We start from the raw sequence: 8,439 nt of genomic DNA on the forward strand, positions 1-8,439 counted from the left end.
CGCCTGGGCCGGGATGCGCGGCGTCGTCACCCTGGCCACGGCGCTGGCCCTGCCGGAGGGACTGCCCTTCCGGGACGCGGTGGTCTTTGCCGCCGTCTGCGTCGTGCTGGTCACCCTGGTGCTCCAGGGCAGCACGCTGGGGCCGCTGTTGCACCACCTTGGCCTGGCGGAGGACACTATGGTCGCCGAGGAGGTCCGGCTGGCACGGCTCAAGACCTCCAAGGCGGCGATGCGCTGCCTGGAGGAGGCGCCGGCCTCGCCCGTCCGCGACGCGCTGCTGCGGGACATGAAAGCCAGGGCGAAGCTCGACGAGCAGCGGATCGGAACCCCTGCCCCGGACAGCACGGCGGCGCTGCAGGCCCGTGCCGTGGAGGCGGCGCGCGATGCGCTGGAGGAGTTGCGGAGCGACGGCACCATCGGTGACGACGCCTTCCATGTGCTGGAGGAGGAGCTGGACCTCATGGAGTTGGCAGCCGACCCGCGCATCAGGCCGGTCTAGCAGGCTGCTGAAAAGCTACCATCGCCGAGTGGTGAAGGATGCTTCGTCGCCACGATGGGAGCGGATTTCACCGGTGATGGTGCCGTCCTCTTCGAGTTGGGCATCATCGTCGCATCGGGCGGGGTCCATCTCGTCGCTGCCCTCCCAGGTGAAGTCGATGCTGTGGCTGGCAAAGCCGCAGTCGAGCCCGCCCTGGACGGCGCCGAAGGCGAATTCGCCGCCACCATCGGCGTCGAACCGGATGTATCCCGGCCCGAGCAGATCGATGAACGCGCCGTCCCAGAGGTCCATGCTGGTGATCTGCCACTTGCCGAGCATCGGATGTGCTTTGCCGGTCATGACGGGGCGCTCGCGAGCAGCTTGGGCAGCCGGATCAGGTTGTAGGCGGCCATGGCGAAGGTGAACTGCCAGTCGATTTTGGCCAGGCCGCGGTGCCGGGCCTTGCGCAGGTCGGCAATGGTCTTGGCCCAGCCGAAGGCCTCCTCAATGCGCTTTCGGATACGCTGGCTGACGCCATAGCCAGGATGGCGGGTGGTGCGACCATCGATGGCCGAACGCCGGCCGGCGGTATTCTACGCCAGATGCGGCGTGACGTTGATCTCGCGCAACTCATCGACGAAATCGCGGGCATCGAAACCCTGGTCGCCGGCCAGGGTGATCCGGCCGGGCCGGTCTGCATGCGGTACAACCAGATGCAGGGCTGCCAGGCGCTCGGCATGGCCTGAGGCACGGGTGGCGACGGCACCCACGATGATGCCGTTGCGGTTCTCCATCAGGGCGTGGCCCATGAAGGACAGCCTGGCCTCCTTGCCGCGGCCCTTGCGGAACAGCCGGGCATCGGGATCGGTGGTCAAGGCATGGGTGTCATTGCTGCGCCGCTGGCCGTGGAAATCGCGTTCGGCATTGCGGCCGCCATTGGCTGGCGGGTCGGCGTCGTTCCCACCGGCATCGTCCCTGGGGCGGAAGCTTTGGCGCTGGCCCAGGCCTCCAGCAGGGTGCCATCGACCGAGAAATGTTCACTCGAGAGCAACCGCTTGACCTGCGGCTGAACCAGCACGCTGGCCAGGAAACGCTGCGCGATGTCGCCGGCCAACAGCCGGTCGCGGTTCTTGGTAAAGGTGGTGGCGTCCCAGACAGGGTCATCGATGCCCAGGCCGACGAACCAGTGGAACAGAAGGTCGAATTCTATCCGCTCGACCAACTGCCTTTCGGAGCGGATGGGCTCTGTTGCGGAAATCGGCGTTGGGGACGCAGTTAGGTCTTTGATGTCCTGATCAGGTGCGCGCGACGGTATCGGGCATGCCAAGGGCGTTGAAGGTGTTCAGGATGGCGCAGCGGATCTGGACCTCAGCAACCTGACGGGCAGGGTCGCGGGCCGCGAGGCGCTCCCCCAGGCGTTTCAGACGTGACATGGCCGTCTCGGCCAGGCTGCGCCGGTGGTACCCGCTCCACCTCTTCCAGAGCCGTCGGCCGAGGCGCTTGATGGCACGGAGGCTTTCGTTGCGCTCGGCCGCGCCGGTCGTCCTTACCTTCCATGGCTTGCCGTTGCGGCGCGGGGGCACGACCAGAGTCGCCTCACGGGACGCGGATGCCTCGTAGACGCCCCGGGTGTCGTAGGCTCCGTCACCGCTGATGACACCGATCCGTTCGGCTTTCGGCAGTTGGGTCAGCAGGCCCGGGACGATCTCGCCATCCCCGTGCCGGTTGTCCGTCATCTCGACTGCCCGCACCTCATGGCTGTCGGCGTCGATCACCAGGTGGACCTTGCACCAGACACGCCGCTTGTCGGCCCCGTGCTTCCTCACCTTCCACTCGCCCTCGCCGAGCACCTTCAACCCCGCGCTGTCGATCACGAGGTGCAGCGGCCCGCCCCGCGGGCGGTAGGGAATGACGACGGTGAGGTCCTTCTGACGCCGGGAAAGGGTGCTGTAGTGAGGTGTGCGCCAGTCCAGCCCGGCCAGTCGGATCAGGCTCCCCGCCATGCCCTGGGCCGCCCGCAACGGGAGCTGATACAGCACCTTCAGCGTCAGCACCGCCTGGATCGCCGCGTCCGTGAAGACCTGCGGCCGACCGCGCTTTCCTGACCCCTCGGCGGCGTGCCAGGCCAGGTCCGGCGAGATCCACACCGTCAGATCTCCGCGGGAGATTAGCCCCCGATCGTACTCCCACCAGTTCCGCGTCCGGTAGCGGGCCTTCGGGCGTCCGCCCTGTGCCAGTGCCTTGCTCATGCAGGCCTACCTGCAAGGTTTATGCAACAAGGCCGATAGACGCTAATCAATGGACTCGGCTTGCCCATCCACAATCAGATCTCCAGTGGCAAGTTCGCTTTCAATCTCAGCAATTTCTCCGCGGATCCGGGCCATCTGTCGGACAAGAAACTCTCTTCGCTTTAAAAGATTCTCCCGTCGCTTTGCAGTTGACGTATCCACAGGTTTTATCTCTGCTAGGAACCGCATAATTTCGGAACGCGCTGCCTGGGGACGAACCAAGCCGCGACTTCGCGCTAGTGATAGGTGCTGCTCAGGGACCAAGGTCAGGTAATAGGCTGCGCTATAGCTACGCGGAAGCTCAGCTTCTCGGAAGCGGCCAGTTTCGACAGCTTCTGCAACCTCTCTGAGCTGATATGCCACAGCCCGACCAAATGGAAGTTGCGGTAGAATCTTGGCTTCAAACTCACCTCGGTTGGCCTGGATGGCATGCCGCAGATAGCGACCAATCGATAGGAAGCGCCGCTGTGCTTCGTCCCACAGCTTTCCAATCTCGCGGACATAGTCCTCGGGCCGATTTAGTGGAACGATAGTAGCAGCGAAGTCCTCAGCCCGCGAAGTCGTGGACACAATGGGCGCCACAGCAGCCCGGGCCTTGATATCCTTTGCAGAGAAGGTTTTCAAAGGGGGCTTAGGCATCGGCAGACACCTTCATTCCGAGAGCGTGCATTGCAAATGTGAAGACGCCCCGGACATCGGAAAGACCATTTGCGCCTTTCATCTCAGCTACCCCAAGCCCGATCTCGTCGCTGACCCGAATGCTCTCGTATAGTCGAATGTCAAAAGGGCAGAGATCTCCTGCTTCGATAAGGCGCTGCTTGGCTCGATCGAAACTTCCTGCCGTCCGTACGGTGAGATTCAGAACGAAGGCAGACGGCCGCTGCTCACGGCGGATGAATGCCATCCACTCCACGACAGACCTTAGATCACCAGCCCCTTGTCCCGTCGGCACGAGAACAAAGTCGGCCAAAAGGAGAAGCTGACGCATCTCCGCAGGCGATGCATCAACACCGGGCGGTGTATCTACGACAATAAGCTCCAGATCTCCCAAAGCTTTGGCCTGACGCATAGCCTCCTGGAGATTTGACAAAGGGACGGCCACATTGGGAATGGCAACCGCCTCCTCAGGACGGACCGCATACCAATTCGTCAGACCACGCTGTGGATCTAGGTCGATGGTAGCCACGCGTAAGCCAGCATGAGCCGCGAAAACAGCTAGGTTCCGAGTCAGGCACGTTTTGCCGCTCCCACCCTTACCGGACGAGCAAACCAGAATTTTAGGCTGCGTCGGATCAGGATTTTTTGGGGGAGCATCTCTGAACGAACCTCTAGCGGGTTTCCTGACATCTGTTACCTTCGCCATGTGCACCCCCAAACACCAAACTTCACTTACCAGGAATGATTACGCGAGCATCCAGGGAGAGACAATCCGCCATTAAGGACGACGTCTTACGGCGTAAGACCTCATATCGCAGGGCATCCTTGCCAGTCCAGGTGGTTCTCGCCGTCGTGCAGGCTGGCCACTGCGCCACCGTTGCTGCGGAAAATCTGCCTCCAGGTTTGCCCCGTCGGGATGTGGTGCCACTTTGTGTTGCACAGGGCTGGCATACAGAAGCCCGGCGAAGAGAACGCTACCGCGCGCCAGAGCGCGCATCCGCTACTAGGCCAACAGGGTGCGCTCCAGGTCGGGAGCGAGTGGGGCAGGCTCCTCACTTGCAGTGCATCGGCACCAAGCTCGTCTAGGAAGTGCAGCGTCACCTCGGCTCCACCCGCAGCCGCGCCGTTGGGCAAGAGGCAGCCGCTTACCTGCTCCGGCACTCCCCCTATCAAGGATTATCCGGCCGCCATCAGTGGAGAAGACGAGGAACAATTACGACGCATGCGAAGTGTCGCGTCGTGGCCTGATGGCGGGGACAGGCGCCTCCGCAGCCATGACGATGGTGCCATCTCTGGCCAAAGGCCAATCCGGTAGCGGAGGGACGGCCGCATCAGGCGCTGTTCATATTGTGCCCGTCTCCCTCACGATCAACGGCAAACAGGAAACGTTGGAGCTCGACACGCGGACGACCTTGCTGGCCGTGCTGCGCTAGCACCTGCACCTGAGCGGCAGCAAGACGTCAACGGCCTGGCGCTCGACAAGATCGAACCCACCGCTGAGGGCGGCCTGCGCATCGGTGCGTTGGTCCGCAACACAGACCTCGCAGCCGATGCGCGCGTACGGCGCGATTACGGCCTTTTCTCCCGCGCCCTTCTTGCGGGGGCTTCCGGCTAGTTGCGCAACAAGGCGACCGCGGCGGGCAACCTGCTGCAGCGGACGTGCTGCCCGTATTTCTACGACACTAACCAACCCTGCAACAAACGCCAGCTTGGCTCGGGCTGCGCGGCGATCGGCGGTTTCAGCCGCCAGTTGGCGGTGGTGGGCCAGAGCGAGGCCTGCATTGCCACCAACTCCCCCGACATGGCGGTGGCCATGCGGGTGCTGGACGCCGTGGTGGAGACGGTGCAGGCCGATGGCACCAGCCGCAGCATCCCCATCGCGGAGTTCCACCGCCTGCCCGGCGATACGCCGCATATCGAGACGGCGCTGGAGCCCGGCGATCTGATCACGGCGGTGACGCTGCCGCCGCCTGCCGGTGGCACCTACATCTACCGCAAGGTGCGCGACCGCGCTTCGTATGCCTTCGCACTGGTGTCGGTGGCTGCCGTGGTGCGGCCGGACGGCACCGGCCGCGTGGCGCTGGGCGGGGTGGCGCACAAGCCATGGCGGGTGGAGGCGGCCGAGGCCGAGATGCCGCGCGGCGCCAAGGCGGCCATGGCGGCGATCCTGACCAATGCGCGCCCGGCCCATGAAAACGCCTTCGAGGTGACGCTGGCGGAGCGCACGCTCCACGCCGTGCTGGCGGAAGCGAGAACCTGAGGCCATGAAGTTCGACACACCCGCGACGACCAACCCGATCGACCAGCTCCGCGTCGTCGGCCAGCCGCTGGACCGCATCGACGGGCGGCTGAAGACCACGGGCCACGCCCCCCTATGCCTATGAGCACCATGATACCGTGCGCAACCATGCCTATGGCTACGTGGTGGGCGTGGCGATCGCCAAGGGCCGAATCACGAGCATGGACACCGCCGCCGCACGCCAGGCGCCCGGGGTGCACGCCATCGTGACGCATGAGAATGCCGGGCCGCTCGGCAAGGGCAGCATGAACACCGCCAAGCTGCTGGGCGGCCCGGAAGTGGACCACTACCACCAGGCCATCGCTGTGGTCGTGGCCGAGACCTTCGAGCAGGCGCCGGTGCAGATCGACGCCACCTATACGACGCCGGACCAGACGCACGCCATGATGGAGCCCTTCGCCTCCATGGCGGCGTGGCGGGGCGATGAGGTGGTGGTCTGGCTCTCGAACTAGATGATCGAGTGGGCCGCAAGTGACCTGGCGCAAACCCTCGGCATCCCGCGGGAGAAGGTGCGGCTGATCTCGCCCTTCGTCGGCGGCGGCTTCGGCGCCAAGCTGTTCCTCCGCGGCGACACCGTGCTGGCCGCCCTGGCCGCGCGGGAGGCACGCCGTCCGGTGAAGCTGACCCTGACGCGGCCCCTCATCACCAACAACACCTTCCACCGCCCGGCGACCATCCAGCGCATCCGCATTGGTGCCGGGCGGGACGGCAGGATCACGGCGATCGGGCACGAGAGTTGGTCCGGCAACCTGCCGGGTGGCAAACCGGAGAACGCCGTGGAGCAGACAGCGCTGTTCTACGCCGGGTCGAACCGGTTGACCGCCCTCAGGCTCTCTGTGCTCGACCTTCCCGAAGGCAATGCCATGCGCGCGCCGGGCGAGGCACCGGGCCTGATGGCGCTGGAGATCGCCATGGACGAGATGGCGGAGAAGCTGGGCATGGACCCGGTGGAGTTCCGCATCCTCAACGACACCCAGGTCACACCGGAGCAGCCGGAGGAGCGTTTCTCGCAGCGGCGGTTCGTGGAGTGCCTTCGGCTCGGGGCGGAACGCTTCGGCTAGAACGCGCGCAACACGACACCGGGCGCCCGTATCCGGCTCGACGGCCAAGGCGAGGTGATCGTCGAGGCGGATATGACCGAAATCGGCACGGGCAGCTACACCGTCATGGCACAGACAGCGGCCGAGATGGTGGGCGTGCCGATGGACAAGGTCACCGTGCGGCTGGGTGATTCATCCTTCCCGGTATTGGCGGGCTCGGGCGGCCAGTTGGGCGGCAACAGCGCCACGGCCGGTGTCTATGCCGCCTGCGTGAAGACGCGTGAGACCGTGGCACAGAGAGCTGGGCTTCAACGCGGCCGAGGTGGAGTTCGCCGACGGTCAGGTGCGGGCGGGCAACCGTACCGTCCCGCTGGGGCAGGCCGCCGGTCCGGATGGGCTGGTGGTGGAGGACACCATGGAGTACGGCGACCTTGCCCGGCGCTTCGTCGAGGTGGCGGTGGATGCCTACACCGGCGAGACCCGGGTCCGGCGCATGCTGGCCGTCTGCGCCTCTGGACGCATCCTGAACCCCAAGACAGCCCGCAGCCAAGTCATCGGCGCCATGACCATGGGTGTTGGCGGAGCGCTGATGGAGGAACTGGCGGTGGACAAGCGCCACGGCTTCTTCGTCAATCACGACCTCGCCAGCTACGAGGTGCCAGTGCACGCCGACATCCCACATCAGGAAGCGGTCTTCCTGGACGAGGTGGACCCGATGTCCTCGCCCATGAAGGCGAAGGGCGTGGGCGAAGTCGGCCTGTGTGGCGTCGGAGCGGCGGTCGCCAACGCCATCTACAACGTGATGGCCGTGCGGGTGCGCGATTACCCGCTCACCCTCGACAAGCTGATCGAGCGCTTGCCGCAACTGGCCTGAGCGTGGGAGCGATGAACCCCGTCCCCTGCCAGATCTTTGAGGAGGGCCCGCGGCGGCCCTCCATTCCCGGCGGCCGCTAGGCACCCCGCCCACTCATCCGCACCGACTGCACGCGAAAAGCTCATCAATGAGGACGTTCATGGTGGCTCTCGCCACGGCGGGACTTGCCGCCTCCGCTGCCGATGCCCAGGGGCAGGGCGGGGGCACGCCGAGGGTGGCCCCACAGGTGGCCTACGAGGTCTCCTCGCCGCTCGCCGCCTTCACCGACGAAATCCTGTTCGGGGAGGTGTGGCGGCGGGAAGGGATCAGCCGTAAGCGTCAGCCCAGTCACGCCTTGCGGTGAGGTGGCGAGGCGGCGGATATCGGGGGGATGTCCGATGACGTGATCCCGCTTTCGAACTCGCAAGAGCGCTCCTACGAGGCTCGTAGGAGTGGTCGTCCGGGTGGGGCGGTGGAGGTGAGGGTACGCGCCGTGCGGCGGCGGACCTGGACGCCGGAGGACCGACTGCGGATCGTGCGCGAGACGCTGGCAGCTGGGGCAGTGGCGAAGGTGGTGGCGGAGCGGCACGGGATCAGCACGGGGCTGCTCTACACCTGGCGCAAGGAGTTGCTGACCACGGCGATGGCAGGGTTTGCCGCGGTGCAGGTCGTGCCTGAGATGCCCGCATTGCCTGCGCCGGAGACCGGGGCGGGGACCGTGACCCGGCTGCCGTCGGAGACGCCGCCCGCGGTCGAGGTGGTATTCCCCTCCGGCGCGCGGCCTGTCTCTTGATCACATCTACGCACAGCTCCACCGTAAGGCG

General features: G+C 65.5%; 10 protein-coding genes and 3 pseudogenes. 8 read left to right on the forward strand and 5 right to left on the reverse strand.

The window, feature by feature from the left end:
- A pseudogene (locus tag ROTAS13_RS27215) lies at nucleotides 1-499 on the forward strand (hypothetical protein); the annotation flags it as partial.
- Between the two features lie 15 nt (nucleotides 500-514).
- On the opposite strand, the gene ROTAS13_RS14630 reads toward ROTAS13_RS27215, so the two are convergent.
- From ROTAS13_RS14630 to ROTAS13_RS14650, 5 genes and pseudogenes are all read right to left on the reverse strand, one after another.
- Nucleotides 515-838 (reverse strand): hypothetical protein, encoded by a 324-nt coding sequence (locus ROTAS13_RS14630; protein ID WP_075822703.1) that lies wholly within the window; start codon nucleotides 836-838, stop codon nucleotides 515-517.
- Nucleotides 835-1,736, reverse strand: a pseudogene (locus ROTAS13_RS28135) (IS5 family transposase); the annotation flags it as partial. The gene ROTAS13_RS14630 and the pseudogene ROTAS13_RS28135, both read right to left, overlap by 4 nt.
- A 37-nt stretch (nucleotides 1,737-1,773) precedes the next feature.
- The gene (locus ROTAS13_RS14645) at nucleotides 1,774-2,727 is read right to left on the reverse strand and encodes an IS5 family transposase (RefSeq protein WP_075822705.1); all 954 of its coding nucleotides are present in this window, start codon (nucleotides 2,725-2,727) and stop codon (nucleotides 1,774-1,776) included.
- 42 nt (nucleotides 2,728-2,769) lie between these two features.
- Entirely contained in the window at nucleotides 2,770-3,405 is a 636-nt protein-coding gene (locus ROTAS13_RS26355) for a hypothetical protein (protein ID WP_139323370.1), read from the reverse strand.
- Entirely contained in the window at nucleotides 3,398-4,129 is a 732-nt protein-coding gene (locus ROTAS13_RS14650) for a ParA family protein (RefSeq protein ID WP_239371435.1), read from the reverse strand. Before ROTAS13_RS14650 ends, ROTAS13_RS26355 begins: the two co-directional genes overlap by 8 nt.
- A gap of 909 nt (nucleotides 4,130-5,038) precedes the next feature.
- On the opposite strand from ROTAS13_RS14650, the gene ROTAS13_RS14655 reads away from it, so the two are divergent.
- From ROTAS13_RS14655 to ROTAS13_RS14670, 7 genes and pseudogenes are all read left to right on the forward strand, one after another.
- The gene (locus tag ROTAS13_RS14655; RefSeq protein ID WP_371329192.1) at nucleotides 5,039-5,683 is read left to right on the forward strand and encodes a xanthine dehydrogenase family protein subunit M; all 645 of its coding nucleotides are present in this window, start codon (nucleotides 5,039-5,041) and stop codon (nucleotides 5,681-5,683) included.
- 137 nt (nucleotides 5,684-5,820) lie between these two features.
- Nucleotides 5,821-6,174 carry a hypothetical protein gene (locus tag ROTAS13_RS28625; protein WP_371329193.1) on the forward strand — a complete coding sequence of 118 codons (354 nt, stop codon included), beginning with the start codon at nucleotides 5,821-5,823 and terminating at the stop codon, nucleotides 6,172-6,174.
- Complete coding sequence (locus tag ROTAS13_RS28630; RefSeq protein ID WP_371329194.1) at nucleotides 6,175-6,783, forward strand: molybdopterin cofactor-binding domain-containing protein; 609 nt, start codon at nucleotides 6,175-6,177, stop codon at nucleotides 6,781-6,783.
- Between the two features lie 72 nt (nucleotides 6,784-6,855).
- Nucleotides 6,856-7,008: pseudogene (locus ROTAS13_RS28635) on the forward strand (molybdopterin cofactor-binding domain-containing protein); the annotation flags it as partial.
- Between the two features lie 34 nt (nucleotides 7,009-7,042).
- The gene (locus ROTAS13_RS28500; RefSeq protein ID WP_305793718.1) at nucleotides 7,043-7,636 is read left to right on the forward strand and encodes a molybdopterin cofactor-binding domain-containing protein; all 594 of its coding nucleotides are present in this window, start codon (nucleotides 7,043-7,045) and stop codon (nucleotides 7,634-7,636) included.
- 139 nt (nucleotides 7,637-7,775) lie between these two features.
- The gene (locus tag ROTAS13_RS14665) at nucleotides 7,776-7,979 is read left to right on the forward strand and encodes a hypothetical protein (RefSeq protein WP_139323372.1); all 204 of its coding nucleotides are present in this window, start codon (nucleotides 7,776-7,778) and stop codon (nucleotides 7,977-7,979) included.
- A gap of 27 nt (nucleotides 7,980-8,006) precedes the next feature.
- Entirely contained in the window at nucleotides 8,007-8,408 is a 402-nt protein-coding gene (locus ROTAS13_RS14670; RefSeq protein ID WP_075822708.1) for a transposase, read from the forward strand.
- The last annotated feature ends 31 nt before the right edge of the window (nucleotides 8,409-8,439 follow it).

The sequence above is a fragment of the Roseomonas sp. TAS13 genome, from assembly GCF_001950415.1.
Lineage (GTDB): Bacteria > Pseudomonadota > Alphaproteobacteria > Acetobacterales > Acetobacteraceae > Roseomonas > Roseomonas mucosa.